At 59.7% G+C, this 25573-nt stretch carries 24 protein-coding genes; 23 read left to right on the top strand and 1 reads right to left on the bottom strand.

Annotated features, from left to right (window positions below; translation table 11 throughout):
• Position 1: 1 nt before the first annotated feature.
• From ACTIEN_RS10935 to ACTIEN_RS10830, 22 genes are all read left to right on the top strand, one after another.
• On the top strand, positions 2-604 hold the full coding sequence (locus ACTIEN_RS10935; protein WP_439523168.1) for a hypothetical protein: 603 nt from the start codon (positions 2-4) through the stop codon (positions 602-604).
• Entirely contained in the window at positions 604-1002 is a 399-nt protein-coding gene (locus ACTIEN_RS10930) for a DUF6950 family protein (protein ID WP_439523167.1), read from the top strand. Before ACTIEN_RS10935 ends, ACTIEN_RS10930 begins: the two co-directional genes overlap by 1 nt.
• On the top strand, positions 999-4307 hold the full coding sequence (locus tag ACTIEN_RS10925) for a hypothetical protein (RefSeq protein WP_439523166.1): 3309 nt from the start codon (positions 999-1001) through the stop codon (positions 4305-4307). The genes ACTIEN_RS10930 and ACTIEN_RS10925 overlap by 4 nt, the downstream gene beginning before the upstream one ends.
• Entirely contained in the window at positions 4298-4906 is a 609-nt protein-coding gene (locus ACTIEN_RS10920) for a hypothetical protein (protein WP_439523165.1), read from the top strand. Before ACTIEN_RS10925 ends, ACTIEN_RS10920 begins: the two co-directional genes overlap by 10 nt.
• Positions 4903-5805 carry a hypothetical protein gene (locus ACTIEN_RS10915; RefSeq protein WP_439523164.1) on the top strand — a complete coding sequence of 301 codons (903 nt, stop codon included), beginning with the start codon at positions 4903-4905 and terminating at the stop codon, positions 5803-5805. Before ACTIEN_RS10920 ends, ACTIEN_RS10915 begins: the two co-directional genes overlap by 4 nt.
• A gap of 10 nt (positions 5806-5815) precedes the next feature.
• Positions 5816-8449 carry a LamG domain-containing protein gene (locus tag ACTIEN_RS10910; RefSeq protein ID WP_439523163.1) on the top strand — a complete coding sequence of 878 codons (2634 nt, stop codon included), beginning with the start codon at positions 5816-5818 and terminating at the stop codon, positions 8447-8449.
• 1 nt (position 8450) lies between these two features.
• Entirely contained in the window at positions 8451-8738 is a 288-nt protein-coding gene (locus ACTIEN_RS10905) for a hypothetical protein (RefSeq protein WP_439523162.1), read from the top strand.
• A complete protein-coding gene (locus ACTIEN_RS10900; protein ID WP_439523161.1) occupies positions 8735-9289 on the top strand; it encodes a hypothetical protein in 555 nt (184 codons plus the stop codon). The genes ACTIEN_RS10905 and ACTIEN_RS10900 overlap by 4 nt, the downstream gene beginning before the upstream one ends.
• Positions 9276-9728 (top strand): hypothetical protein, encoded by a 453-nt coding sequence (locus ACTIEN_RS10895; RefSeq protein ID WP_439523160.1) that lies wholly within the window; start codon positions 9276-9278, stop codon positions 9726-9728. Before ACTIEN_RS10900 ends, ACTIEN_RS10895 begins: the two co-directional genes overlap by 14 nt.
• The gene (locus ACTIEN_RS10890) at positions 9725-10201 is read left to right on the top strand and encodes a hypothetical protein (RefSeq protein WP_439523159.1); all 477 of its coding nucleotides are present in this window, start codon (positions 9725-9727) and stop codon (positions 10199-10201) included. The genes ACTIEN_RS10895 and ACTIEN_RS10890 overlap by 4 nt, the downstream gene beginning before the upstream one ends.
• Positions 10194-10568, top strand: a complete 375-nt coding sequence (locus tag ACTIEN_RS10885; RefSeq protein ID WP_439523158.1) for a DUF1353 domain-containing protein — start codon at positions 10194-10196, stop codon at positions 10566-10568. Before ACTIEN_RS10890 ends, ACTIEN_RS10885 begins: the two co-directional genes overlap by 8 nt.
• Positions 10569-10704: 136 nt before the next feature.
• Positions 10705-11526, top strand: a complete 822-nt coding sequence (locus ACTIEN_RS10880) for a DNA adenine methylase (protein ID WP_439523263.1) — start codon at positions 10705-10707, stop codon at positions 11524-11526.
• Positions 11527-11626: 100 nt separating this feature from the next.
• A complete protein-coding gene (locus ACTIEN_RS10875) occupies positions 11627-12196 on the top strand; it encodes a hypothetical protein (protein WP_439523157.1) in 570 nt (189 codons plus the stop codon).
• Between the two features lie 208 nt (positions 12197-12404).
• Positions 12405-14135 carry a DNA methyltransferase gene (locus ACTIEN_RS10870; RefSeq protein WP_439523156.1) on the top strand — a complete coding sequence of 577 codons (1731 nt, stop codon included), beginning with the start codon at positions 12405-12407 and terminating at the stop codon, positions 14133-14135.
• 189 nt (positions 14136-14324) lie between these two features.
• Positions 14325-14897 carry a helix-turn-helix domain-containing protein gene (locus ACTIEN_RS10865; protein WP_439523155.1) on the top strand — a complete coding sequence of 191 codons (573 nt, stop codon included), beginning with the start codon at positions 14325-14327 and terminating at the stop codon, positions 14895-14897.
• Positions 14897-15520, top strand: coding sequence for a LysE family translocator (locus tag ACTIEN_RS10860; protein ID WP_439523154.1), 624 nt, complete (start codon positions 14897-14899; stop codon positions 15518-15520). Before ACTIEN_RS10865 ends, ACTIEN_RS10860 begins: the two co-directional genes overlap by 1 nt.
• Positions 15517-15894 carry a GFA family protein gene (locus ACTIEN_RS10855; protein WP_439523153.1) on the top strand — a complete coding sequence of 126 codons (378 nt, stop codon included), beginning with the start codon at positions 15517-15519 and terminating at the stop codon, positions 15892-15894. The genes ACTIEN_RS10860 and ACTIEN_RS10855 overlap by 4 nt, the downstream gene beginning before the upstream one ends.
• 4 nt (positions 15895-15898) lie before the next feature.
• The gene (locus ACTIEN_RS10850) at positions 15899-16522 is read left to right on the top strand and encodes a LysE family translocator (RefSeq protein WP_439523152.1); all 624 of its coding nucleotides are present in this window, start codon (positions 15899-15901) and stop codon (positions 16520-16522) included.
• 11 nt (positions 16523-16533) lie between these two features.
• On the top strand, positions 16534-18972 hold the full coding sequence (locus tag ACTIEN_RS10845; RefSeq protein ID WP_439523151.1) for a GcvT family protein: 2439 nt from the start codon (positions 16534-16536) through the stop codon (positions 18970-18972).
• Positions 18969-19841 carry a homocysteine S-methyltransferase family protein gene (locus tag ACTIEN_RS10840; protein WP_439523150.1) on the top strand — a complete coding sequence of 291 codons (873 nt, stop codon included), beginning with the start codon at positions 18969-18971 and terminating at the stop codon, positions 19839-19841. The genes ACTIEN_RS10845 and ACTIEN_RS10840 overlap by 4 nt, the downstream gene beginning before the upstream one ends.
• A 107-nt stretch (positions 19842-19948) precedes the next feature.
• Complete coding sequence (locus tag ACTIEN_RS10835) at positions 19949-22393, top strand: GcvT family protein (RefSeq protein ID WP_439523149.1); 2445 nt, start codon at positions 19949-19951, stop codon at positions 22391-22393.
• Positions 22394-22487: 94 nt separating this feature from the next.
• Complete coding sequence (locus ACTIEN_RS10830; RefSeq protein WP_439523148.1) at positions 22488-23132, top strand: RluA family pseudouridine synthase; 645 nt, start codon at positions 22488-22490, stop codon at positions 23130-23132.
• Positions 23133-23240: 108 nt separating this feature from the next.
• Here the strand turns inward: ACTIEN_RS10830 and ACTIEN_RS10825 are convergent, their stop codons facing one another.
• Positions 23241-24680 (bottom strand): aldehyde dehydrogenase family protein, encoded by a 1440-nt coding sequence (locus ACTIEN_RS10825; protein WP_439523147.1) that lies wholly within the window; start codon positions 24678-24680, stop codon positions 23241-23243.
• Between the two features lie 129 nt (positions 24681-24809).
• Here ACTIEN_RS10825 and ACTIEN_RS10820 point away from each other — a divergent pair, with 129 nt between their 5' ends.
• The gene (locus tag ACTIEN_RS10820; RefSeq protein ID WP_439523146.1) at positions 24810-25463 is read left to right on the top strand and encodes a peroxiredoxin; all 654 of its coding nucleotides are present in this window, start codon (positions 24810-24812) and stop codon (positions 25461-25463) included.
• Positions 25464-25573: the final 110 nt, after the last annotated feature.

Here is a 25573-nt window from a genome sequence, read left to right as displayed (position 1 = left end):
CATGCCCACGATCGACACCCTCATCCAGTCGCAATTCGCACAGCGTCGTGGCGTCGAGCCGCGCGTGCTGTTCTGGATCGAACCGCGCAACCGCGCGACCGGCCTGCGCGAAGAGCTCGGTCTGTCCAACCTGGACGATCACCGCGAGTTCGATGTCGAGGGTGAGACACGCACGTTCTACGGCGCGGGCAACGTGCTGGGCCTGTCGCCGATCCGCAGCGTCACTGGTCTGGACGTGATGTACCACTCGATCACGCTGCCGCCATTCACCGATGAGGTGCGGCTGATACTGGATCAATACGACGCCCATCTCGCGCCGGTGCGGGTCTATTCGGTCGCCCTGGACATCGACACGATGGAGCCCTTGGCCGCACCGATCCGTTTCGTGAAAGGCACGGTGCAGGAGGCCCCGAGGACGGTGGGTGCAAAACGCACCGCGTCCTCCAAGGCTCCCCTGAAGATGGCGTCCAACGCGCGCCGTCTGACGCTGAGCTTGCCGATCTATCGTTCTCAGGATGCGCTGGAGCGCCGCTCTGCGGGTGATTTGGGGCGTGAGCATATCGGCGTGGCCCCGGACTGGGTTGTCCCGTGGGGGGAAGATTGATGGACCGCGTGGTGGCATTGAACGGCTATTTGAACGTGGCGCGTGGGTTCTCGATCGACCCCGGCCAGTTCGACTGTGCGCTGTTTGTTGCAGGCTGGGTCGACACGCTGCGCGGCACACAGTTCATGGAGCGCTGGATCGGCCGGTACCGGACCCTGCCCGAGGGGCGCGCGCTCTTGAAGGCGGAAGGTATCCGCAGCTTGCGCGATCTGGCGGGTCGCGAACTGACGTCGGTCGGCGGCTGGGTGTTCGCACAACCGGGCGACGTGGCGCTGATCAAGGACCGCAGCTTGTGTTTCGGGATCGTGGGTTCCGGCGGGATCATCCATGTCGTCTCTCCGGTTGCTGGCCTTGATGTCGTGGCGATGGACCGCGCATGGGAGGTCTACCGCCCATGATCCGGCTTCTGCTTCTCAGCCTTGCGACGCTGCTGATCTTTGCCGAGCCCGCCTCGGCCGATCCGCTCTCGGGTCTGCTTGCTGCCGGCAAGGCGTTCCTTGCCACCAAGATCGGTGCGATCGTCGCACAGGTCGCGCTGAGTTCGGGTCTGAGCCTCATCGCGCAGCGCTTGCGCAAGAAGCCGAAACAGCCGGGCCTTCAGAACCAGTTCAAGGGGCGTGGCGGGTCCGAGCCGGGCAGCTTTGTGCTGGGCCGCGCGGCAGTGAAGGGCCACCAGACCTATCACAACAGCCGGGGCGACAATTCCAAGTTCTATCACGAGGTGATCGAGCTGTGCGATCTGCCGGGGGCCACCCTGGAACGGCTGATCATCGACGGCGAATATTCCGAAATCGGCGACGATTATCTCGATGACAATTTTGACAGTGAAGATCCGCGTGCTCAGCTAGGCAACATCGTCGTCTCCAAGAACAAGGACAGCGACAGCCACCGCGCCTGGATCAAGTATTACGATGGCACGCACACCACGGCGGACGCGATGCTTGTGTCGTTCTTTGCCAGCGATGACCGGCGCTGGACAACGGATCACAAGTTGCTCGGGATATGCCACACCGTCGAGAGCTACTATTTCGACCGCAAGCGGTTCCCGCGTGGACAGCCGGAAAAGAGCTACGAGATGCTCGGGCCACCCTGCTACGATCCGCGCAAGGACACGAGTGTCGGCGGCTCCGGATCGCATCGCTATGACGATCCTGACACATGGGAGCAGACCGAGAACCTGATTGTCCTGGTCTACAACATCCTGCGCGGGATCGACGCACCCGGCGGCGGTGTCTGGGGCGGCGATTGTGAGCACGAAGACCTGCCGATGGCCAACTGGGTCGCGGCAATGAACGCCTGCGACATCGATGTGGACGGCCGCGCGAAGTACACCGGTGGGATCGAGGCGCGCTGGACCGACGAGCCGCGCGACATCATCGATCAGCTGCTGGCAGGCTGCAACGGGCAGATCACCGAGTTGGGCGGCGTCTACCGCGTCCAGGTCGATGCGCCCGAGACCGCCATCGTGTCGCTTACCGACGATGATTTCTCGGTCTCCGATCCTTCCGAGCTCGATCCGTTTCCGGGTCTGGACGGCACGTTCAATGGCGGCAGCGTCACCCATCCCGATCCCGCGCAGCTTTGGAACGCAAGCGCCGCTCACACGATCACCAATCCCACCTGGGAAACGCAGGACGGCACCCGCCGCCTGTTCGATCTGCAACTGCCCGTGGTCCACAACACCGCGCAGGCCAAGCAGGTCCTGAACGCCGCGATCAATGACGGCCGTCGGTTCCGCCGCCACAAAGGCACGCTCCCCCCCGATCTGTTCTTCATGGACACGCTCAACACCTTCGCCTGGACGAGCGTGGCAGAGGGTTATTCCAACAAGCTCTTCGAGATATCGGAGACGGCTTATGACCTGCTGACCTTCAACACGGTGCGCTCGATCCGCGAGCGCGACCCGAGCGATTTCCCGATCGTGCCGGGGTTGGAATTACCCGGCCTGCCCACCGCGACAGGCACCATCGCGCGTCCCGATGCCGGCGTTCCGGGCTTTGATATCGTGCCGGTCACCGTCGATGACGGCAACGGCAACCGTCGCATCACATTCAAGCTGATCTGGACCGCTGCCGCCATCGAGGACACGGTGGATGGCATCTCCTACGAGCTGCGTCTCAACAGCAGCGAGGAGCTCGTCCTGACGGGTGACATCGCCGATGTCTCCGCAGGTCAGGCGTTCTTGCCCGGCTCCTACATTCCTGGTTCATCCTATGACGCGCGGGGCAAGGCCATCAGCCGCGTGCGCGAAACAGGCTGGACCTCATGGATTACGGAGATTGCGCCTGCCGTCTCTGATGGTGTTCGAATTGTGCAGCTCACCACGGGTGTGCAGGTCTTCACCTACAACGCGGCCGGGGCCAGCCCTGCGCCCACCAGCACCGTCTTCACCGCGACGCCACGTGGCGCAGGCGGCACGCCTTACTATGAGTTTTTCGTTGATGATGTGAGCCAGGGCGCGCCCTCGACCACCGCGACCTTCACCTACACGCCCAAGGCCAGCGCGGCCAATATGCCCGACGTGGTCCGTGTCGAGATGCGCGACGGAGGCGCGACGGAACCGGTGGTCGCCTCCGATCGCGTCACGGTCATCGGCCTAGTGCCAGGCGAAAAGGGCGTGGCGATGATCCTGACCAACGAGGCGCACACTGTGCCGGCCGCGCCGGATGGTTCGGGCGAGGACCTCGCTGGAGCTTTCACGGATGTGCAGGTCTATGTCGGGGCCCAGCTAGACACCTCGAACTGGACGATCTCCCGCGTGAACGGAACGGGTGTGAGCTCCTCGCTCAGCGGCAACCGGATCACGGTCACTGACCTGAACGTCGATGCAGGTCACGTGGACATCACGGCCAGCCGCTCCGGCTTCTCGTCGATCACCAAGCGCTTTACGCTGACCAAGGCACGAAAGGGCGTCACCGGAGATGAAGGGCCACCTGGGGCACCCGGATCGCCCGGTCCGCGTGGGCCGGGTGAATACTTCATCCCGGTGTCATCGATCCTTCAGGCGGACACGGCAGGAGAAGTAAACACCAGGTTCATCAGTGCGGTCGGAACCCCTGTCGAAATGGACACCGCCACGTTCTACACGGGCACTTTGGCAAACCCGTCCGACCAGATCACCTGGCGACGCAGCGGTGGCGCATGGACCCAGATCGTCAAGCGGTTCAAAGGATCGGTGATCATTGATGAAACCGTGTTCGCAAATGCGCTCGTTCTGGATGGGCTACGACTTCAGAACAATAGCGGTCAGCTAAGCATCACAACCGGCGGTGTGTCGACGCCCTACCTTGCTCTGAATGCAACAGGGTATGTCGGTCGCGGCGGAAGAAGTGTGGCAGTGTGGGGAACCGGTTTAGCGTCAGCCAAGCTTGCAGGACTTGTCTCGCTCGACCTGCCCCCGGGCGAAACCGTAGACATCCTGATCACATTGGGCCTGGATCAAGGTTACAGCGGGTCTGGCGATTGGGGCATCAAGATCACCCGGTCAGGCGACAGCAGCCTCATCAGCACAACCGACCTGCTGAACAGATCCGGCATGGCGGCGACGGTCGATTATCCGACACTCTTCGTGACCGATCAGGTCACAACACAGTCTTGGATGTCTCCAACCGCGAACGAATACAACGTGACCGCGAATTGGTACGGCGAGTCGACAGTGCAGCTTCGCAAGGCATTTCTTGGAGTTTCATTCAAATGGCGGTGATGCAGGTCATCTACGAAAAGGCGTCCGGAGACCCCATTGGGTTCAAGCAGGACAGCGGATCAGAAAGTTCTCTTCCGGAAGAACTCGGGGTGATCACAGTCGAAGAGCTGCCTGAGAACCTGGCGAAGTATCGCGTTGTTGATGGTGAGCTTGTGTCCCTGACACAAACGCAAGCCGATCAGAAAGCTGCTTCAGAAATCGACGCCGACAAGGCCACGGCGGCGTTTGAAGTGAACCGACTAATCGGTAAGCTTCGACGCGCCTTCGCCACCGAAACAGCATTCCAGGCGCAAGCCTACCTCAACAAGCGCGCAGAGGCTGAGGCCTATTTGGCATTGACGCCACCACCGGCCACGCTGGACGCCTTTCCGCTGCTGAAAGAGCTGACCGTTGCGCGGGGTATGTCGGCCGCTGATCTGGCGCAGCTCTGGCTCGACACGAACAACGAATGGACCCCGGTTTTGAACCAGACGGAGATCCTGCGCGACAGCACCGTATTCGCAATCAATTCAGCTACCACCCGCGCCGAGATCGACGCGGCCGTCGGAGCGTTCAACACCGCCTTAAACGCCATTTCAACACCCGGAGACACGCCATGACCTGCACCGTCACAGGCAATGTGATTGACCTGCAAGCCCAGCCCAAAGCCGGTCTGATCCTTACCTTCGGCCCGCAACTTCGGTCGATCTCCAAAGTGGACAGCAGCGCCGCGATCCCTGGACCGGTCACCGTCACAACCGACGCCTCGGGCGATTTCTCGGTCGCGCTGTTGCCTGGCACCTACACCGCGAAAACCGAAGGCGGTTCACGCGCGGCTGTCCAGATCGTTGTCCAGGACGTCGCAGCCGCGAACTTTGCCGACATCATGAATACGCAGCCGACGCCGCCGCTAAGCGATGCAGAGGCCGCCGAGCTCGCCGCTCAGGGCTATGCCTCCGAGGCCTATCTTGCCGCCAATGCGCCGCGCGATCAGGAGCTGGAAGGCGGCGGGTTCTCCACGCGGCACTATGCCGAAGTCAACACGGAGATCGAACAGACGATTGCCGGGCATGTCACGGCGGTGGACGAAGACCGTCAAGCGATTGTCTCGCTGGAAGAGACCATTGCCGATCATGTCCAGTCGGTCGATCAGGACCGCGCTGCCATTGTCGATCTGGAACAGACCATTGGCGAGCATGTGACGGCCGTCGATGAGGACCGACAGGCCATCGTTGGTCTGGAACAGACGATCGCCGGTCACGTCCAGTCAGTTGATCAGGACCGCCAAACCATCGCCGATCTTGAACAAACGATCGCGGGCCACGTGACGGCCGTCGATGAGGACCGCGCCGCCATCGTTGACCTCGAACTAACCATCAGCGGGCATGCACAGACAGCGACGGACAAAGCACAGGAAGCGTCTGACGCAGCCGCCTCTATCGCAATCCCCCTGGCCCAAATGACAGCCGCATATGCGGACCAATCAACGCGTTTCGTAAACGCACACGCTTTCGAGTGAGGAAGAACCTATGAGCATCGAAGAAGCCACAACGCAAATGGGTGTCGCCACAGCGGCGATGAACACTCTGACTGATGCTGTGAACGTCAAGAAAGCCACGTTGGACGCCTCGGTGGCCGACGCAGAGGAAGCCCGAGACACGACGCAGGGATACCGGGACACCACTGAGGGCCATAAGAACGAAGCAGCCGGAAGTGCCGCAACATCAAAGGTCTGGGCCGACAGTGCCCTTGCAGTCTCAGGGAACGCAGCGGCAGCCTATGTTGCTTCTCTGCCTTACGGAACAGACCCCGTTGACGTGTTTGTCGCACCGTGTGGCGTGCCTGAATGGCTCCGTCTCGGGATGGGCATGGAATGGGCGAACGAGGAAGTTCACACCGGCCCACAGATCGGGATGTTTGCCAGTGAAGCGCAAGCGCGTGCGTACTGCCAAGCACAAGACCCCGCCATCACTGAGGAAGGCGTGATATTCGAGTCGGCTGGTGGTGCGTTCTTCAAGTTGGCTGCAGTCTCAGGTTTTACTCAGATCACACGGGCCGATCAGCCAGAAATGCCGCGAACCTTTATCGGTGTGCTGCTGGGCCATCGCCTCATTCTGCGCAATGGCGACAAGCCCAACGCGCCGATGTGGTGTGATCTCGATATGGGTACCGGCAACATGAATGCCGCAAAGTTCATCAATGGTCGGGCCTATGTCTCAGTGTCCACCGCTGGCCTGTTGTGTTGGGATTTCACGCAATCACGGCTGTTTCGGTGGGTGGTATTTGGTCTACAGGAACAACCCTGGACGCGTGACGGCGCGGGTGCAGGGTTCACTACCATCGACGCGTCAAAGTCGACCCCTTCCAGCGCCGTGGCCCATTTCGATACACATGTTCTGACGGATGCGCCGATCGAAAACGGTGTGCAGGTGCCTACTGTGGCCGTTGCCCACGACCCTGACGGCGCTGGATACCTGTCCATCATCAAGGACACTGGCGAGGTGGTCAGCTATGCGGCCTCAACGTCGTCCGAAGGTTATGAGTTCTACCACGTTAATTTTGATGATGTTGGCAACCTCTATGCCGTTCATTCTTTTGTCCCTAACGGGCAGTTTTCCACTATCAATTTCTTCGCTTCGGAGACGCTACGCGATCTTGAGGGGAATGCTTCGCCTTCGCAGGGTCACGGACAGATAGATTGGGGCTTCGGAAATAAGGATACGTCGCTTTCCTTCACAGACGAGGGGCGCAACGTATCTTGGCGCGTGACTGATATATGCGCCGGTCCCGAACGGCAATTTGTCATCGGAAATGCGCGAGGGGCTTTCCTGATGTTCCCCGAGGGCGACGACGAAACGGGCGGCATGACCCGCCACATCGCGAACACGCATGACACCGGCATGATGCTCAACGGCACAGTCTTTGCAGGGCTGTGTGAGGATGACGATACCGATCTGGTGGGGAACGCATACGTCGAAGAAGACTTCGCGGACGATGTGGACGCATTCGAAGGGGTCCTCTCTGGCACCATTGAGCATGAAGCTTCGGACGGAGGTTCCGCTGTATTGACGGGCGATGGAGTGTCAGGCAACGTTCGAGATGGTATCTCGATCAGCCTTGCAGCGGGACAAACCGTTTACCTTGAAACCGAGTTTGAGCAAGACAGCGTAAACCCCGGAAACCTTGCAGGCTTGCGGGTGGGGAACGGGACTCCCAGTTTCGTTAGCCTCAAGCAAGAAACGACGACAGACGATAGTGGCATTCTTCGTCTTTGGTACACCTCGCCCACAAGCCAAACAGTGCAAGCCGTTATCCTTGGCTCTTCCGTGTCAGGTCAAATTACTCGGTTTAAATATCTGAACGTCAAACTCGCCGACCCCGACCGCTCCGACAAAGGCAAGGGGATTGTCCCGAACGGCACGGTCACGCGCACCCGCGAGAACGGTGTTGTGTGGTATTCGGGTTTCTCAGGGGATGACTACCTAGAGCAGCCGTACAATCCTGATCTCCCAACTGGCCTCGATGAACTTTCAATCGCGGGCTGGCTGAAAATGACCTCGGTGGCTGACTATATACTTCACCGGGTAGAACAAGGTCAGAACACAAGTGACGAGCATATGCTGGTCTTTGTGCAGGCTGACGGGTTTCTGCAGTTTTCCACGCGCTCGGGCGGGACGACCTCAAACGCCCTTGGCACGAAAGTGGTTAATACAGGCAAACCAGTTTTCTTCTGCATCACGCTCGAAGATGCTGGTGAAACGGTCAAGTTCTACGTCGATGGCGACCTGGATGCCAGCGAAACTATTGTCGCTCGCAATATGGCGTTCTCCAACGAGGTTTTGCGGATAGGGACGCGTGGTGACGGCCAGTTTGAGTTTCTTGGCTCACTTGCCCGCCTCCGCATCGCCAACCGAACAGCTACCGCCGAACAAATTACTCGCATGAACGCCGTCGAGCGCACGCTGTTCTACCCCGATGCGCAGGCGACGCTTCTCGACAAGGTGGTGCGGAAGGTCTCGTGGGATCCGATCCGGCGCATCTATCTGGTACTGACCGATGGCGGCTTGGTGGAAATGACCGAGTGGGGCCAAATCCTGCGCACCGACGCAACAGTAGACAGCAACGCCGTCGCACAACGCGGTGGCCTGAAAGTGGTGGCCTGACATGACCGATATTAGCAGAGAAGCCCTTAACCCCGCGGACATTGCGGCTCGGGTCGAAGCGTTGGAGCAACGCCCATCCGTTTCACGGATACGCTGCAACAACCATGACGGCGATGAATCCACCACCTTGTTCGACGTGGCCGATGGCTGGGTGCCGGTCCTCGTTATGGTCGATGGCGACAGCGTCGTTGAAGGGACGATCTGGCGCTTCCGGGATGGGCAGGTCCAGTTCATGGACCCCTACGTTCCCGCTGCGGTCAAAATCCAAGTCATAGAGGTGAAATCATGAGCATCGACACCGATCTACTGAACGCCTTGGAATTGAACAAAGGGTTCCCGCCTCTGTCCGACGCAGAGTTCAACAACCGCGTCATGTCCGTTCACCGCCTGCGCTGGCCCAAGGCGATGCGAGACGTGATGCCGCTCGATCCGGACATGCAGTTGGCCTATCAGGCGTGGCTGCAAGAGATCGGCCCGACGCTGAGAGCGGCGCGTGCGTACAGGCCGTTCAATGATGATTTGGACGCCTACCGGGCTGCCACAGCCCGTCTTGCTCGTGTGCGCCTGTCTACGGGTCGTGAAGCGATCTATGAGGATCAGCCGACAGGTGAGCTTGACGAACAGGGTCAGCCGATCACCGAAAGCGTGCTGGTCAGCCCTGCGGTGGAGCCACTGCCAGCACAGATCGAGGTCGAGACACGCGACGTAGATACCGGCGAAATCACCGGAGTGGAAATGGTCGACAACCCAGCTATCACTCAAGACGAAGCTGAACGGGATCAGGCTCAGGCTGTGATCGACGGGACGCCACAAGAGGTAAAAGACCATGACGCCGAATAAGGCACTCTACCGGATCAGGCAGGACTTCCGATACGTCTCAGACGACAAGCGCGACCGCTGGGTGATCGGACCCTTTGAAGGCCCGTTTGAAGGCGACTGCGAGGACTTCGCTTTGACACTGCTGATGCGCATCGCAGACAGTGAGGCGATCATGTGGGTAATGCTGGCCAAGGGCGACGCGCGGATCGAGCATGTATTGTCGGATCGCGGCAATGGGCACGCCGTGCTTTGGGTGAAGGATGCAGGCTATGTGGACAGTATCCACCAGGTCTGGCGGCCGGAGCGCATGTTTGAGCATGAGTTCACCTACAGCTCTGCCCAAATCCGCAAGAAGCTGTCCGGAAAGACCGTGCGCAAACCCGCAAACAAGGGACTGATGCTGGTCGCTCTCGCCTGCGCCGCTTTCGCTTTCTTTACGCTGACACAGAGGTTCAGATGAACCACTCCCCAACCGGCCCGCTGGGCATCCTCAAGAGCGGCAATGTCCTGACCGCGCGCCCTAACGCCATTGTCGATCGAGACGGCTTTGATTGGCGTAAAGGGACATTTCAATGGATGCGCGATGGCGAACCGATCCCAGGCGCCGACAAGCAGGTCTACACGCTGATCGACCAGGACGATGGGGCCCGGATCACGGTCCGGTTCAGCTACACGGATGATGGCGGCACGGATGAAGTCGTCATCAGCAAGCCGGAGCTGATCCCAGACGCCGAGATCGAGGCCGTCAGAACGCTCTATACCTATGGCCTTGATCGGGAGCCTGACTCAGAGGGGCTGGCATTCTGGTCGGATTACCTGGACGAGCTTGTTTCTTCCGGTCAGGACCGCGTGCTGGCTCTGGCTGACGTCATGCTGGCCTTCACGCAGAACGACAATTATGCAGCCGAGTTGAAGGTTGCCACACGTGGTTGATTTCAAGCGCCCAGAGACCTGGTCGGAGCCCGTCGGTGGCATCCGGTACCGGACCACGGCTGCGATCGACTGGGGCCTTGGAACACCCCTTTCAAAGACCCGTTTAATCATTCCGGCGGGGCGCGTGTTCGACGTGTCAGTTCCACGTGGGCTTCGCTGGCTCTTTGATCCGCATGATCCGCGTTACCGCTTGGCCGGGCTGATCCATGATCACCTGATCCACATCGATAAGTGGACCCGCATCCGCGCGGGTGGCGAGTTCCATGACGCTCTGCGCGCCGGCGGCACGCCACCCTTGCGCGCCCTGATCATGTGGTTGGGCGTGTCGGTCTTCAAATACCCGCTCGAAAGCAACCTGCCCGAGTGAGGGGCCGGTGGCGCGTCAACGCCACCGACACGGGGAAGGCTACGGACCCAACCCCCGCCGACCCGAAAGGCATCAAGGCCGCCCTCTGCTCGATCGAGCGTGGCCCTCATGGACTGATTCTGCCGTGCCCCACAATATGCAATCCGTTACGCCGACAAATCCCGTCGCACCTTACCTTGGCGGCAAGAAGAACCTCGCCAAGGTTCTTATCCCTCTGATCGACGCACAACAGTGCACCACCTATGCCGAGCCGTTTGTAGGGATGGGAGGCATCTTTCTGCGCCGCACCACGCGTCCGAAATCCGAGGTGATCAACGATCTCGGCCGGGATGTCAGCAACCTCTTCCGGATCCTTCAGCGGCACTATCCGCAGTTTCTTGAAGTGCTGCGCTTCCAGCTCACCACACGCTCCGAATTCAACCGCCTGGTGGACACGGACCCGACCACGCTGACTGATCTAGAACGCGCCGCGCGGTTCCTTTACCTTCAACGCACGGCGTTCGGTGGCAAGATTTCCGGGCGCAATTTCGGGGTGTCCAAGGATCGGCCGGGCCGGTTTAACCTCACGACGCTGGAGCCGATGCTCGAGGACTTGCATGTCCGGATGGCAGGCGTGGTGATCGAATGCCTGGACTATGCGGACTTCATCCGGCGCTATGACAGCGCTGGCACCCTGTTCTATCTCGATCCGCCCTACTGGAACTGCGAGACTGACTACGGCAAGGACATGTTCTCACGCGCGAGTTTCGAGGCTATGGCCGAGCAACTGACGGCGATCAACGGTCGGTTCATCATGTCGATTAACGACACGCCCGAGGTGCGGGAGCTGTTCGCGGCGTTCGAGATGATGGAGGTCAACACCACCTATTCCGTCGCCAAGCAGGCGGCTGGGAGCGGCAAGGTCAGGGAGCTGGTGGTGCTGAACTTTGAAACGCCACTTCAACCTGCTCCTCTGTAATTCATGTATTCACCAAGCCAAGTGTTGGCTATCGTTCCTGCCAGTGAGCACCATACTCTGAGGACAAGCAGATTTTGAAGTTTTGAATTAGGAAAGACAAATGATGGAAAATTGGATTGATTGGGTCACTTCGCCTGGCAACGTTCTTACCTTAGCGCAATTAGTTGCGACGGTAATCATAGCTTTCGCGACAATCGCACTCTGGCGCGTTACCCGAGTTTTGGCCGATGAAACTTCTGTTCTTGCCAAGATGACTTCGCAGCCATTCGTAGTTTGCGCACTTGAATCTAGTGAGGTCTCAGCGCACGCCTTGAACCTAAAATTAAAAAACAGCGGCAATGGAACCGCCTTTGATATCAAACTGAAAGTCTCGCCCCCATTACCTAAGGCCGATGGCACTCCCAAGGATGGCGAAAACATGGAGCGCAGCGTGTCATTGTTGCCTCCAGGCTCCGAGTTAGCGATGCAGGTTGTGATGGGAAGAGATGTCCACGACACCGTCTTTTCAGCAGAGGTCAGTTGGGCTCACTTGCCAGGATCAAGCGAGCGCGAAGTTCTCAAGTATACATTCAGCGCGTTAGATGGTTTCCGCGGCGGCGCCGTCTCAAAGGGGCCGCATCATATCGCCGAAGAACTTGAGAAAATTCGAAAACACGTCGAAAAGGGTTAGGCAGGCTGGCTTCTTCAAGCCCCATCTAAAGATGCCTGCGTATTGCTACATCTTGACGTGGCCCACTCCTGATACACAACACGCGTTGCACTCCTGCGACAATGCTCGACGAAAGATGCTGTTGGATCAACGAATTCGAAGAAAAGCCTGATTCGTTTGACCTTCTTCCGTGCATCGTCGCGCGGCCACCTGGGGGTGGAGAAGAGCAGTGAACAAACTCTATTTTGGTGACAATCTTCAAGTGATGCGAGAACAGATCGCCGACGAGAGTGTCGATCTTGTTTACTTGGATCCTCCGTTCAATAGCGACGCACGTTACAACGTACTGTTTCAATCACCAGACGAAAAGATCGCGTCGGCGCAGGCTGAAGCTTTCCGTGATACTTGGTTTTGGGATCAAGAGGCAGAGTGGGCATTCGCCGAAACAGCGAGGATCGGCGGTAGTTTGGCCAGCTTCGTGAATGCGTTGCATACGGCCTTGGGTCGAAGCGACCTCATGGCTTACTTGGTGATGATGGCAGTGAGGCTTCATGAGCTTCGACGGGTCCTTAAACCGACGGGGTCGCTGTACCTGCACTGTGACCCAACTGCGAGCCACTATCTCAAGATCATTCTGGACGGCATTTTTGGGCCTGACAGGTTCCGGAACGAAGTGATCTGGAAACGGACCAGCGCGCATTCCAGCGCCAAGCGATGGGGACCGATTCACGACGTGATCTTGTTCTATTCCGCTGGTACGAAGTTTCGTTGGAACAGAGCTAACCAAGCGTATGATGAAACATATATCGAAGCATTTTTCACACACGCCGATGCCGATGGGAGAAGATGGCGTAGAGGGGATCTGACCGGCTCAGGAACCAGAAACGGGTCGTCGGGTTTGCCTTGGAAAGGAATAGACGTTACTGCGAAGGGCCGTCACTGGGCGGTACCGATTGATGTTCTCGATGAGATGGATGCGGCTGGACTGATCCATTGGCCAAAAAAGCAGGGCGGCATGCCACAGAAGAAGCGTTATCTTGATGAGTTGCCTGGTATGCCGGTTCAGGACATCATCGACGACATCCGTCCGGTCCACAATGTGGGCAAGGAACGCATTGGCTACCCAACCCAGAAGCCGGTCGCTCTCCTTGAGCGAATTCTGGAAGCATCAACTAATCCTAATGACGTCGTGCTTGATCCCTTTTGCGGCTGCGGAACGACAGTTCACGCAGCCCAAAATCTGGGCAGGAAATGGATCGGAATAGATGTCGCATATCATGCGATAGAAGTGATTTCTGACAGACTGGAAGCGACCTTCGGCATCAAGCCAGATCGAGATTACGAACTAGGCGGACGCCCAAACGATGTCGCCAGTGCTGTACGTCTCGCAGAGAGGGATAAATATCAGTTCCAGTGGTGGGCAAATTACCTCGTTGGCGTTCAACAATTGAAAGAAGTTCGACGTGGTCGGGATCAAGGCATCGACGGTGAAATTTTCTTCCCTGGCGGTCCTGGTCGTGGTTTTGGGCGAATTCTAACGTCAGTGAAAGGCGGCAAGAACGTCGGTGTATCTGATGTGCGTGATTTCAGGGGTGTTCTAGAAAGAGAGAAGGCTGAAGGAGGACTGTTTATCTGCCTTAAGCGTCCGACACGAGACATGCGATCCAACGCGGCAAGCGCAGGTTTTTTCTCGATTGGAAGCAGCCAGTATCCTCGGCTGCAGGTCGTTTCGATAGAAGAATGGTACGAAGAGGGTTTCCGTCCTGTGCTCCCCAACATGGCACACATTGCGCGTAGAACAGGACCAGCGTCTGCGCCTAGGCGAAGTAAGGGAAAGGCCGACCCACGCCAAGCGGAGATGAAGCTACCTTTTGAGGGCGGTTTAAAGGACCGTTCAACGGTTCATTTGAATCCTCGGACTGCATTTGGTTTCGACGACGACGCGGCTGTCAAAGGATAGCCACCATTTAAGGACCGCTGAGCACTAACTGGTAAAACTCGGTTGCTGAAAAACTTAATGTAATTCACTGAAAAACTTAGCGTCACGCTACAACGAGACAGTGCGAATGGGTTTTCGGCGTGAAAATTCCTTTGGTTTTTTCACCAAACCGTGGCATGAAATTCTAGCAGGAATTTTCATGGGCGAGTCGTGCAACACGATCCGGTTCTTCACAGCAAGACGCTTGGCGCCGACCTTCGGGCGCTGCGCAAGGCGCGTGGACTGACCTTGCAGGACATCGCGGATCGGATGGGGCGGTCGGTCGGCTGGGTCAGCCAGATCGAGCGCGATTTGTCCGAGCCCTCGATCACCGACCTGCGCCATATTGCAAGACTGTTCGATGTCCCCGTGTCGTTGTTGTTCGGCACCCCACAAGCTGCGGCGCTCGAGGCGGGGTATGTTGTTCGAGCGGGCGCGCGGCGCCCTATCGGCAGCGGAGAGTCCGGGCTTGTCGAAGAACTACTGTCCCCGGATCTGTCGGATGATTTTGAAGTGGTGCATTCCACCTTCCAACCCCACAGCCGCATCGGCGAGGTTGTGAGCCGACCCACGCAAGAAGTAGGCTATATCCTGTCCGGAAAGCTCGACCTGATCATCAGTGATCGCAAATTCACCCTGACAGCTGGTGACAGTTTCAGGATCAAGGGTGAACCGTTCGAATGGAGCAACCCTTATGATACCCCTGCCAAAGCGATCTGGGTCATCGCACCACCGGTGTATTGATGACATTTGAAGGCTGGACCATTTTCGCACTGTTCTGGGTGGTTTTCGTGACCTCTCCCGGTCCCAATGCCGTCAACTGCATCCAGAACGGCATGACGCATGGTTTCGTGAAGTCGCTTTGGGGCGTTCTGGCGATTCTCACGCAGGCGCTGCTGTTCCTGTTCCTGTCGGCCGTTGGAATCACCGCGCTCTTGACCACGTCGCCGACGGCTTTTCTGATTGCCAAGATCATCGGCGCCGGGTTTCTGATCTGGCTTGGCATCCGCGCCTGGTTCAATGCGCGGACCCCACTGGAGGGGCATGACGTGACCTCTGGTTCGATCTACGGTCGCGCCTTTGCCATTTCGACGATCAACCCCAAGAGCGTGGCAGGATACCTTGCCGCCTTTTCACAGTTCGTCATGCCGGACGTGCCCATCGCCCAGCAGATGTGGGTGATCGTTCCCACCGCGCTGACCATCACCGCCGCCAGCTATGTCACTTACACCGCGCTTGGCGCAGGGCTGGGGCGGGCTGCTTTCAGCGCCATCGCAAATGCGGTTGTGCGCCGTGTTCTTGCGGTGTGTTTCATCGTTTACGGTGTCGCTCTTGGCGCATCGTCTTTGCCGGGATTTTCAAGATGAGCCTGACCGGAAGCTGCCTCTGCGGGGCTGTCACCTATACCGCCCATGGCGATGCCGGAGCCCCTGCCGCCTGTCACTGCACCCAGTGCCGCAAGCAGTCGGGTCATGTCTGGGCGTCGTCCTATGTGCCCGACGGCACGCTTGAGATCCAGGGTGAGGTGCGGTGGTTCCAATCCTCCGAAAAGGCACGGCGCGGGTTCTGCCCGACCTGTGGATCGGCGCTGTTCTGGTCGCATGTCGATGAGCCCTTCATCTGTTTCTCGACCGGCTCCGTCGACGGCCCTACCGGTCTGACCCTGCGGGGCCATATCCACACGAGAACCAAGGGGGATTACTACGCTATCAACCCCACCGACCCCCAGCGCGAGGACTGACGCAATGTTCGACCTGGCTCTTGCCATTCCGCTTTGGACCTACGTCACCTTCATGGGGGCGGCGCTGGTGCTCTACATCACGCCCGGTGCCGACATGATGTTCACGCTGGCCAGCGGGATGCGCGGAGGCGCGCGGTCCGGCATGGCGGCGGCGGCGGGGATTGGGCTGGGCGTGATGGGGCATGTGGTGATCGCGGCGGCGGGTCTTGCGGTGCTATTGCTCACTTATCCCATCGCCTACGACGCCCTGCGCTATGCGGGCGCGGCCTATCTGCTCTGGCTTGCGTATCATACATGGACAGACACGTCCGAAACTGCCCGCCGCGAAGGCCGCAGCGACACCTGGCGCGCGTTCCGGCGCGGTTTCCTGACCAATATCCTGAACCCCAAGGTAGGCCTCTTCGTGTTGGCCTTCCTGCCACAATTCGCCAACCCCGCCATCGGCCCGGTGTGGCAGCAGATCCTGATCCTCGGCACGCTGCTCGCCGTCGGGGAACTGACGGTCTACTGCGTGCTGGGCGGCTTTGCCGGACTGGCCGCCGCCCGTATCCAGCGCGCTTCTGGCTGGATCAACAAGCTTTCCGCACTCGTCTTCGGCGGGCTTGCACTGCGCCTTGCATGGAACTGAGGAGACCACCCATGTCCGATTTCCCCACCACCACTCGTGTCGTCATCATCGGCGGTGGCGTCGTCGGCGCGTCCTGCGCCTATCACATCGCCAAGGCGGGTTGGGACTGCGTGCTGCTGGAGAAAAACGAGCTGACCGCCGGATCGACATGGCACGCCGCCGGGAACTGTCCAAGCTTTTCCACCAGTTGGGCGGTGATGAACATGCAGCGCTATTCTTTGTCGCTGTATCGCACCCTGGCGGACGAGGTGGATTACCCGATGAACTACCACGTCACCGGGTCGATCCGTCTGGGCCATACCAAGGAACGGATGCAGGAATTCGAACGCGCCCGCGCGATGGGTCGGTATCAGGGGCTTGATCTGGAGATGATGTCGGTCGCGGACATCAAGCAGCGTTATCCCTTCATCGAAACCCACGATTTGGCGGGTGCCTTGTATGACCCCGACGATGGCGATATCGACCCGGCGCAGCTGACACAGGCGCTGGCCAAGGGCGCGCGCCAGATGGGTGCAAAGATCGAACGGTTCTGTCCGGCCACCGGTGTGTCGCGCAAAGGCGATGAGTGGATCGTGCACACCGACAAGGGCGACATCACCTGCGAAAAGGTGGTCAACGCCGCAGGCTACTACGCCCAGCGCGTCGGAGAATGGTTCAAGCCTTATGGCGGGCGCACCGTGCCGATGACCGTCATGTCGCATCAGTTTTTCCTGACCGAACCCGTGGCCGAGCTTGAGGCGTGGTCCAAGGAAAACGGCAAGCTGCCGCTGCTGCGGGACGTGGACAGCAGCTACTACCTGCGGCAGGAAAAGTACGGTCTGAACCTTGGACCGTACGAAAGGAACTGCAAGGCGCATTGGGTGACACCAGACGATCCGATGCCGGAGGATTTCAGCTTTCAGCTTTATCCCGACGATCTGGAACGGCTCGAATGGTATATCGAGGACGCGATGGCCCGCGTGCCGATCCTTGGTGCCTCCGGTGTCGGCCGGGTCATCAACGGCCCGATCCCCTATGCGCCTGACGGCCTGCCCCTGCTGGGTCCGATGCCCGGCGTGCCCAACGCGTTCGAGGCCTGTGTTTTCACCTTCGGCATCACGCAAGGCGGCGGCGCGGGCAAGGTGCTGGCCGAATGGGTGACCGAAGGCCAGACCGAATGGGATATGTGGGCGGTCGATCCGCGCCGCTATACCGATTACACGGATGCCGATTACTGTACCCAAAAAGCGATCGAGGTGTATGGCCATGAATACGCCATGCATTTCCCGCGCCACGCCTGGCCTGCGGGACGCGACAAGAAGCTGTCGGCGGTGCATGACAAGATCATCGCGGCAGGCGGTGTGATGGGGGCTTATAACGGCTGGGAGCGCGCCAACTGGTTCGCGCAGCCGGGCGACGACACCTCCAAGGACGCGACCCAGACATGGGCGCGGTCCGGCCCCTGGCAGCAGCGCATCAAGGAAGAATGCGAAGCGGTGCGCGACGCGGCTGGTGTGATCGCCATTTCCGGCTTCACCCGCCTGTCGGTCGAGGGACCCGGAGCGCGCGACCATGTCGATGCGCTCACCTGTTCGTCCCTGCCAAAACCGGGGCGCGTTGGTCTGGCCTATTTCCCCGATGACCGGGGTCGCATCGTGACCGAGATGTCGGTGATCCCGCAAAACGATGAGGCGATCTGGCTCATCACCGCTGCCGTCGCGCAATGGCACGATCGCGATGTGCTGATGCGCAACCTGCCAGAGGGGGTGGAGGTCCATGACCGCACAACGAAATACGAATGTTTCCTCGTGACCGGCCCCAAGGCGCGCGACATGCTGACCCCGCTCACCGATGGCGACCTGAGCCTGCCATGGCTGTCCTATCAGGAAGCGCAGGTCTGCGGCGCGTCTTGCGTTCTTCTGCGCGTGTCTTTTGCGGGTGAACTGGGCTGGGAGGTGCATTGCCTGACCGACGATGCGCCCGCGATCTACGACTCCATCCTTGATGCCGGTGCAAAACCCTTTGGCATGTACGCGCTGAACGCGCTGCGCATCGAAAAGGGATACCGCGCGTGGAAGGGCGATCTGTCGACGGATTACAGCATGCTGCAAGGTGGGCTGGACCGTTTCGTCAAACTCGGCAAGCCGCAGGACTTCCCCGGCAAGGCAGCACTTCAGAGCGAAAAACAGCAGGGCGTGACCAAACGCTTTGTCACCCTGATCGTCGATGCGGGTAACCATGATGCGCCTTACATGTCGACGCTCTGGCATGACGGACAGGTCGTCGGCGAAACCACCAGTGGCGACTGGGGCTACCGGGTAAATGCCTCGATTGCACTTGGCATGCTGCGCGCCGATCTGGCGGTGCCGGGCACCGAGCTTGAGATCGACATCTACGGCGAAATGCGCAAGGCGGTGGTCCAGAAGGATGAACCCCTCTGGGATCCGAAAAACGAAAGGCTGCGCGCATGACGATCACGATTCTGGACGGTGGAATGGGTCAGGAACTTGTCCATCGCTCCGGTGCCAAACCAACCTCGCTCTGGGCGACGCAGGTCATGATCGACATGCCGCATCTGGTGCGGGACATACACGCCGATTACTTCGCCGCCGGTGCAAATATCGCCACGGCCAACACCTACGCGATCCACCGAGACAGGCTGGCGGGCACCGGTTTGGACGACCGGTTCGAGGCGCTGCACCGCACCGCGCTCGACATGGCGCTGGCCGCGCGGGAATCGCATGGATCGGGACAAATCGCTGGCAGCATTGGGCCGCTGGGCGCATCCTATCGCGCCGATGTACAGCCGCCACATGACGAAGCGGTGCGGCTTTATGCCGAAGTGGCGGAATTGCTGGCACCTGATTGTGATCTGCTCTTGATCGAAACGGTGGCCTCACTGGCGCAAACCCGCGCCGCGCTTGAAGGCGCCTTGGGCCATGGCAAACCGGTCTGGATCGCCTTCACCGTGGATGACACGGATGGCACGCGTCTGCGGTCAGGAGAGCCTTTGGCCGAGGCTGTGGCGCTGTCCACCGGCGCGGCTGCCCTGCTTGCCAATTGCTCCGCCCCCGAGGCGATGCCTCATGCCATCGACATCCTCAAGGCCAGCGGCAAACCGGTGGGAGCCTATGCCAACGCGTTCACGACGATCACCAAGGAGTTCCTGCAGGACAAACCAACGGTCGATGCGCTCAGCGCGCGCCGCGACATGGGGCCGGAGGCCTATTCAGATCAGGCCGCGATCTGGGTTGATCACGGGGCGACGATCCTCGGCGGGTGCTGTGAAACGGGCCCGGCCCACATCACCGAGCTTGCCCGGCGGTTTGCCGAGACCTGACCGGGAATGCGCGCGTCTCTGCTTCTTCTTTTTCCAAATATGCAAACGCCCGCTTTGCCAAGCAGCGCGGCATCAGGCATCTCGACCCATCTCCAAGGAGACCTTCCATGACCCTCCCAACACATGCCCGCGCCGTCATCATCGGTGGTGGTGTCGTCGGCTGTTCCGTCGCCTATCACCTGACCAAGCTGGGCTGGACGGATGTGGTACTGCTGGAACGCAAGCAGTTGACCTCTGGCACGACATGGCACGCTGCCGGGTTGATCGGGCAATTGCGGGCCTCGTCGAACATGACGAAGCTCGCGAAATACACCGCTGATCTTTACTCCACCATCGAAGCGGAAACCGGTGTTGCCACGGGATTTCGACAGGTCGGGTCGATCTCGGTCGCACTGACCGGTGAACGGCACGAAGAGTTGCGCCGCAGCGCCGCCATGGCGCGCGCCTTTGGTGTGCCCGCCGAGGAAATCGACACGGCCGAGATCAAGACCAAATACCCTCATCTCAACACCAGCGATGTCGTGGGCGGCGTCTACCTGCCCAGCGACGGTCAGGGTGATCCGGCCAATGTCGCGCTTGCGATGGCCAAGGGCGCGCGTCAACGCGGGGCGCAGATCGTCGAACGCGTCAAGGCCACGGGGATTTCCCGCGACGGACGGCGGATCACCACTGTTGATTGGGCGTCGGAAGACGGCAGTACAGGCACGATCACCTGTGACCATGTCGTCAACTGCGCCGGCATGTGGGGCCGCGAGGTGGGGCGGATGCTGGGGGTCAATGTCCCGCTTCAAGCCTGCGAGCATTTCTACATCGTCTCCGAACCCATCCCCGGGCTGGAGGCTCTGCCAGTGCTGCGGGTGCCGGATGAATGCGCTTATTACAAGGAAGACGCCGGCAAGATGATGCTGGGCGCGTTTGAGCCTGTCTCGAAACCCTGGGCGCTGGGCGGCATTCCCGAAAGCTTTGAATTCGACCAGCTGCCCGAGGATTTCGACCATTTCGAACCGATCCTCGAAGCGGCGGTGAACCGCATGCCGATGCTGGCCGAGGCGGGGATTCACACCTTCTTCAACGGCCCGGAAAGCTTTACCCCGGACAACGCCTATTACCTTGGCCAAGCGCGCGAGATGGACAATGTGTGGGTCGCCGCCGGGTTCAACTCCATTGGTATCCAGTCGGCGGGCGGTGCCGGGATGGCGCTGGCGCAATGGATGGAGGACGGAGCAAAACCGTTCGATCTCGGTGACGTGGACATCGCCCGCGCACAGCCCTTCCAGCGCAACCGCCGCTATCTCAAGGAGCGTGTGACCGAGACGCTTGGATTGCTGTACGCCGACCACTACCCCTACCGGCAAAAGGCCACCGCACGCGGTGTGCGTCGGACGCCGTTTCATCAGGAGCTTCTGGAACGGGGTGCCGTCATGGGGGAAATCGCCGGGTGGGAGCGCGCCAACTGGTACGCAACCGAGGGCCAGACCCCGGAATACGCCTATAGCTGGAAGCGGCAGAATTTCTTTGACAACGTTGCGCGCGAACACAAGGCGATCCGCGAAAATGTCGGGCTTTATGACATGTCGTCCTTCGGCAAACTGCGGGTCGAAGGCCCGGAGGCGGAGGCGTTTCTGAACCATATCTGCGGTGCCGACATGTCGGTGCCCGTGGGCAAGATCGTCTATACGCAGTTCCTGAACACACGCGGCGGGATCGAGGCGGATGTGACCGTCACGCGCCTCTCCGAAACCTGCTATCTCGTGGTCACCCCCGCCGCGACGCGGGCGGCAGATCAGACGTGGTTGCAGCGTCATGTGGGCGACATGCATGTGGTGATCACCGATGTGACGGCAGGCGAAGGTGTGCTGGCGGTGATGGGGCCGAATGCGCGAAAGGTCCTGCAGGCGGTGTCGCCGGATGATTTCTCGAATGACGCCAACCCGTTCGGAACTGCGCAGGAAATCGAGATAGGCCTGGGCATCGCACGGGTACACCGGGTGTCTTATGTCGGCGAGTTGGGCTGGGAGATCTATATCTCGGCCGATCAGGCGTGCCATGTGTTTGACACCGTGTTCGAGGCCGGTCAGGAATTCGGGCTGACCTTGTGTGGCATGCACATGATGGACACTTGCCGCATCGAAAAAGGCTTCCGCCATTTCGGCCACGACATCACTTGCGAGGATCATGTTCTTGAAGCGGGGCTTGGTTTTGCCGTGAAGACAGACAAGCCCGACTTTATCGGGCGCGATGCAGTGTTGCGCAAACAGGACGAGGGGCTCGGATCCCGGCTGGTACAGTTCAAATTGACCGATCCCGAACCCTTGCTCTATCACAACGAACCCATCCTCAGAGACGGGCAGATCGTCAGCCATCTGAGCTCTGGTGCCTATGGACATCACCTTGGGGCGGCGATTGGTCTTGGGTATGTCCCCTGCGTCAGCGAGACGCCCGATCAGCTTTTGGCATCGCGGTTCGAGATTGATATCGCCGGGACGCGCGTGACGGCCGAAGCGTCGCTCAGGCCGCTCTATGATCCAAAAGCGGAACGGACGAAGCTGTAGTCAGAAACTTCGTACGAAGTTTCTGGTGGGGCAGGATTTTCGTACGAAAATCCTGTGCCTTGTCGCGGTGAGGCTAGCTGCGTAGACGGGGGGAATGAGTGATTACCTTCCGCCTGACACCCCTTTGGACATCCTGCACGAGGACCACGAGATCCTTGCCGTCAACAAACCGGCGGGTCTTCTGTCGGTCCCCGGCAAAGCGGCCGAACTGGCGGATTGTCTGATTGCGCGTCTTGAGGTGGCCTATCCGCAGGTGCTGCTGGTCCACAGACTGGATCGCGACACGTCAGGTGTGATGATCTTTGCCTTGACGCCGCATGCGCAGCGTCACCTTGGCCTGCAATTCGAGAAGCGTCAGACAAAGAAGACCTATGTCGCGCGGATTGCCGGGCGTCTTTCGCCGAAAACGGGCACTGTCGATCTTCCCCTGATTGTCGACTGGCCCAATCGCCCGCTGCAAAAAGTCGATCACGAGACGGGTAAGTCTGCCGTCACGGATTGGCGCGTCATGAAGGCGTCCGATGATGAAAGTCGGGTGCAGCTTTTTCCGCACACCGGACGAAGCCATCAATTGCGGGTGCATATGCTGGCGCTTGGCCATCCGATTCTTGGCGATCCGCTTTATGCACCGGACACCGCGATCACCTATCCGCGCATGATGTTGCATGCCGAAGAACTGCGTCTGCGCCATCCGGATGGAGGTTTGGGGATGAAGTTTCGCGTCAAAGCTCCATTCTGAGACGTGCCCGACGCTATTGAACGTCATTGGTGCGCAGCCGTTGGCCGTGCTTTTTGCATATTTGGAAAAAGAAGAAGCAGGGGACCACCGCCCCTGCCCCAAGTGGTTCTATTCTGCGGCCCAGCCTGCGACGGCTTTGACCTCGAGGAAGTCTTCAATCCCCCAGACGCCGCCTTCGCGCCCATTGCCGGACTGCTTCATGCCGCCAAAGGGTGATCCGGCAGAGCGGCTTTCGCCATTCATTTCAACCATGCCGGAGCGCAGTTGACGGGCCAGCCGATTGCGGCGCGCGCCGTCCGTGCTTTGGACATAATTTGTCAGTCCGTAAGGCGTGTCATTGGCGATGCGGACCGCCTCTTCCTCGGTGTCGAACTTCATGATCGACAGGACCGGGCCAAAGATTTCCTCGCGGGCGATGGTCATGTCGTTGGTCACGTCGGCAAACACGGTCGGGCGGACATAAAAGCCCTTGTTCAGGCCTTCCGGGCGGCCAAGACCCCCTGTCACAAGACGCGCGCCTTCGTCGATGCCTTGCTGGATCAGATCCTGAATCTTCTGCCATTGGGTGGCGTTGACAACCGGACCGATGTGACGCCCTTCGGCGGAGGCAGGACCGACGCTGACTTTGGCTGCGATCTCGCCAGCCTGATCGACGGTCTCGTCATAGATCGACGACTCGACCATCATGCGCGAGGGCGCGTTGCAGGACTGGCCGGTATTCTGCATCATGTGCAGCACGCCCCGCTTGATCGCCTTTTCATCGGCATCGGCAAAGATCAGGTTGGCCCCCTTGCCGCCCAGTTCCAGATGCACGCGCTTGAGCGTATCTGCGGCCGCCTTGGAGATCAGCTTGCCCGCGCGGCTGGAGCCTGTGAAGCTGACCATGTCGACATCTTCATGTGCGGAAAGCTGCGACCCGACACCCGCGCCGTCACCGTTCACAAGGTTGAAAACGCCCGGCGGGAAACCAGCTTCGTGCATCATCTCGGCAAAGAGCATCGCGTCGAGCGGGCTTTCCTCGGACGGCTTGAGCACCATCGTGCAGCCGGCGATGGCGGCAGCGCCGACCTTGAGCGTGACCTGGTTCATCGGCCAGTTCCACGGCGTGATCAACGCGCAGACACCCACGGCTTCGTAGATGATACGGTCCTTGGGGCTGTGGTCGTTCAGCGGGCGGTCGAACTCGAACGATTTGGCGGCGTCGATGAAATTCTGGAGGTGCCATGTGCCCGCCCCCACCTGGCTTGAGCGGGACATGTCGATGGGCGCGCCCATCTCGACACTTATGGCCTGGGCCATTTCATCGCCGCGGGATTTGTAGATCTCGAGCAGGTTCTCGACCAGCGCGATCCGCTCGGAAGGTGGGGTCGCCATCCAGGACGGGAAGGCCGCCTTGGCGGCGGCAACGGCGGCATCCGTATCGGCCTGACCACCCAGGGAAATCACCGCGCAGGGCTCTTCGGTGGACGGATCAATGACATGATGATCGCGTCCTTCGATGGGATCGGCCCATGCACCGTTGATGTAGAATTGGCGTTTCTCGATCATCTGATTATCTCCCCTCAGAGCATTCCAGACGACACTGTGTCACCCCCGGGTTTCGCTCGCAAGGGGGTGTAACTGACCGGCGTGCTGCCTATGTTCCGCTCAAACGTCACATCCCAGAAGGAGGCAAACATGGGCCTGCGTATCAATGACGACATCCCCAACCTGACCGTCGAAACCGATCAGGGCACACTTCAGTTGCATGACTGGATCGGCGACAGCTGGGCCATCCTGTTTTCGCACCCCAAGGACTTTACCCCTGTCTGCACCACCGAGTTCGGTGCGGTCGCGCAACTGGCCGATGAATGGGAAAAGCGCGGCACCAAGGTGATGGGCATTTCCGTCGATGGTGTCGAGGATCACAAGAAGTGGAAGGGCGATATTGAATCGACCTCCGGCTCCAAGGCCGGGTTTCCGATCATTGCGGATGAAGACCTCACCGTGGCCAAGGCGTTCGACATGTTGCCCGCCGAATACGCGCTGCCCGATGGCCGCACCCCGGCAGACAGTGCCACTGTGCGCGTGGTGTTCATCATCGGACCGGACAAGAAGCTGAAGCTGTCGATGACCTATCCAATGACCGTAGGTCGCAACTTTGCCGAAGTGCTTCGGGCGCTGGATGCGCTGCAGACCTCGGCGCGCGAAAACGTGGCAACTCCGGCGAACTGGACCGTGGGCCAGGATGTGATTGTGCCGACATCGGTCAGCGATGCAGATGCCATCGCCAAATACGGCAAGATCGATACGGTTCTTCCCTATCTGCGCAAGGCAAAGCTGCCGGTCTGAAGTTTCTTTGGGCCTCAAATACCTTGGGGGTCTGGGGGTGAAACCCCCAGCCGGTCGGATCGGGCGCAGCCCCAACCCAAAACAAAATACACACAAAAAAGAAACCCCGC

Source organism: Marivita sp., assembly GCF_051859345.1.
GTDB lineage: Bacteria > Pseudomonadota > Alphaproteobacteria > Rhodobacterales > Rhodobacteraceae > Marivita.
Note: the sequence above shows the minus strand (reverse complement) of the source record. Positions and strands in the feature narration are given on the sequence as shown.

What these genes read in the sequence shown, in the direction of transcription:
- ACTIEN_RS10855 (WP_439523153.1), top strand. Translation starts at nt 15,517, where the DNA reads ATGAGCCTGACCGGAAGCTGCCTCTGCGGGGCTGTCACCTATACCGCC.
- ACTIEN_RS10915 (WP_439523164.1), top strand. Translation starts at nt 4,903, where the DNA reads ATGACCTGCACCGTCACAGGCAATGTGATTGACCTGCAAGCCCAGCCC.
- ACTIEN_RS10895 (WP_439523160.1), top strand. Translation starts at nt 9,276, where the DNA reads ATGACGCCGAATAAGGCACTCTACCGGATCAGGCAGGACTTCCGATAC.
- ACTIEN_RS10860 (WP_439523154.1), top strand. Translation starts at nt 14,897, where the DNA reads ATGACATTTGAAGGCTGGACCATTTTCGCACTGTTCTGGGTGGTTTTC.
- ACTIEN_RS10825 (WP_439523147.1), bottom strand. Translation starts at nt 24,680, where the DNA reads ATGATCGAGAAACGCCAATTCTACATCAACGGTGCATGGGCCGATCCC.
- ACTIEN_RS10830 (WP_439523148.1), top strand. Translation starts at nt 22,488, where the DNA reads ATGAGTGATTACCTTCCGCCTGACACCCCTTTGGACATCCTGCACGAG.
- ACTIEN_RS10905 (WP_439523162.1), top strand. Translation starts at nt 8,451, where the DNA reads ATGACCGATATTAGCAGAGAAGCCCTTAACCCCGCGGACATTGCGGCT.
- ACTIEN_RS10890 (WP_439523159.1), top strand. Translation starts at nt 9,725, where the DNA reads ATGAACCACTCCCCAACCGGCCCGCTGGGCATCCTCAAGAGCGGCAAT.
- ACTIEN_RS10880 (WP_439523263.1), top strand. Translation starts at nt 10,705, where the DNA reads ATGCAATCCGTTACGCCGACAAATCCCGTCGCACCTTACCTTGGCGGC.
- ACTIEN_RS10930 (WP_439523167.1), top strand. Translation starts at nt 604, where the DNA reads ATGGACCGCGTGGTGGCATTGAACGGCTATTTGAACGTGGCGCGTGGG.
- ACTIEN_RS10835 (WP_439523149.1), top strand. Translation starts at nt 19,949, where the DNA reads ATGACCCTCCCAACACATGCCCGCGCCGTCATCATCGGTGGTGGTGTC.
- ACTIEN_RS10820 (WP_439523146.1), top strand. Translation starts at nt 24,810, where the DNA reads ATGGGCCTGCGTATCAATGACGACATCCCCAACCTGACCGTCGAAACC.
- ACTIEN_RS10925 (WP_439523166.1), top strand. Translation starts at nt 999, where the DNA reads ATGATCCGGCTTCTGCTTCTCAGCCTTGCGACGCTGCTGATCTTTGCC.
- ACTIEN_RS10920 (WP_439523165.1), top strand. Translation starts at nt 4,298, where the DNA reads ATGGCGGTGATGCAGGTCATCTACGAAAAGGCGTCCGGAGACCCCATT.
- ACTIEN_RS10850 (WP_439523152.1), top strand. Translation starts at nt 15,899, where the DNA reads ATGTTCGACCTGGCTCTTGCCATTCCGCTTTGGACCTACGTCACCTTC.
- ACTIEN_RS10875 (WP_439523157.1), top strand. Translation starts at nt 11,627, where the DNA reads ATGATGGAAAATTGGATTGATTGGGTCACTTCGCCTGGCAACGTTCTT.
- ACTIEN_RS10900 (WP_439523161.1), top strand. Translation starts at nt 8,735, where the DNA reads ATGAGCATCGACACCGATCTACTGAACGCCTTGGAATTGAACAAAGGG.
- ACTIEN_RS10845 (WP_439523151.1), top strand. Translation starts at nt 16,534, where the DNA reads ATGTCCGATTTCCCCACCACCACTCGTGTCGTCATCATCGGCGGTGGC.
- ACTIEN_RS10910 (WP_439523163.1), top strand. Translation starts at nt 5,816, where the DNA reads ATGAGCATCGAAGAAGCCACAACGCAAATGGGTGTCGCCACAGCGGCG.
- ACTIEN_RS10840 (WP_439523150.1), top strand. Translation starts at nt 18,969, where the DNA reads ATGACGATCACGATTCTGGACGGTGGAATGGGTCAGGAACTTGTCCAT.
- ACTIEN_RS10935 (WP_439523168.1), top strand. Translation starts at nt 2, where the DNA reads ATGCCCACGATCGACACCCTCATCCAGTCGCAATTCGCACAGCGTCGT.